At 71.5% G+C, this 540-nt stretch carries 1 protein-coding gene and 1 pseudogene; both read left to right on the forward strand.

Annotated features, from left to right (window positions below):
* A pseudogene (locus AC2W7M_RS27150) lies at nt 1-234 on the forward strand (hypothetical protein); the annotation flags it as partial.
* A 5-nt stretch (nt 235-239) separates the two neighbouring features.
* Nucleotides 240-540 (forward strand): biotin/lipoyl-containing protein (locus AC2W7M_RS27155; protein WP_486136350.1); only part of this gene is annotated, 301 nt, incomplete at its 3' end.

Genomic DNA, 540 nt, shown 5'->3' on the forward strand with positions numbered 1-540 from the left:
GCGCGGGGGAGCTATGTCCTTCTCGCGCTCTGGCCGTTCGCCGTCGGCCGCTCCGGCGCCGCCGAGGACGCGGACCGGGTGCGCTCGGGCAAGGCGGCCATCGCCTTCTTCATCTCGCTGACCGTCGCGATCGCGGCCTTCTCCGCCTACACCAACCTCACCTTCAAGCGCGACCACGCGGTCCCGGCCGGCGCCATGCCGTCCGCCCCCGCTTCCGCGCCGAGCAAGAGCTGACAGCCATGGCCATCGAAATCCTCATGCCGGCCCTTTCGCCCACCATGGAGAAGGGCAACCTCACCAAATGGGTGAAGAAGGAGGGCGACGCGGTCAAATCCGGCGACGTCCTCGCCGAGATCGAGACCGACAAGGCCACCATGGAGGTGGAGGCGGTGGACGAGGGCATCCTCGGCCGCATCCTCGTGCCCGAGGGCACGCAGGACGTGGCGGTCAACACCCCCATCGCCACCATCGTCGCCGAGGGCGAGGATGCGGGCGCAGCGCCCGCGCCCGCCGCCAAGGCGCCGAGCGCGCGCCGCCCGC

The organism is Xanthobacter sp. BG11Y11_SDJG (assembly GCF_057364445.1).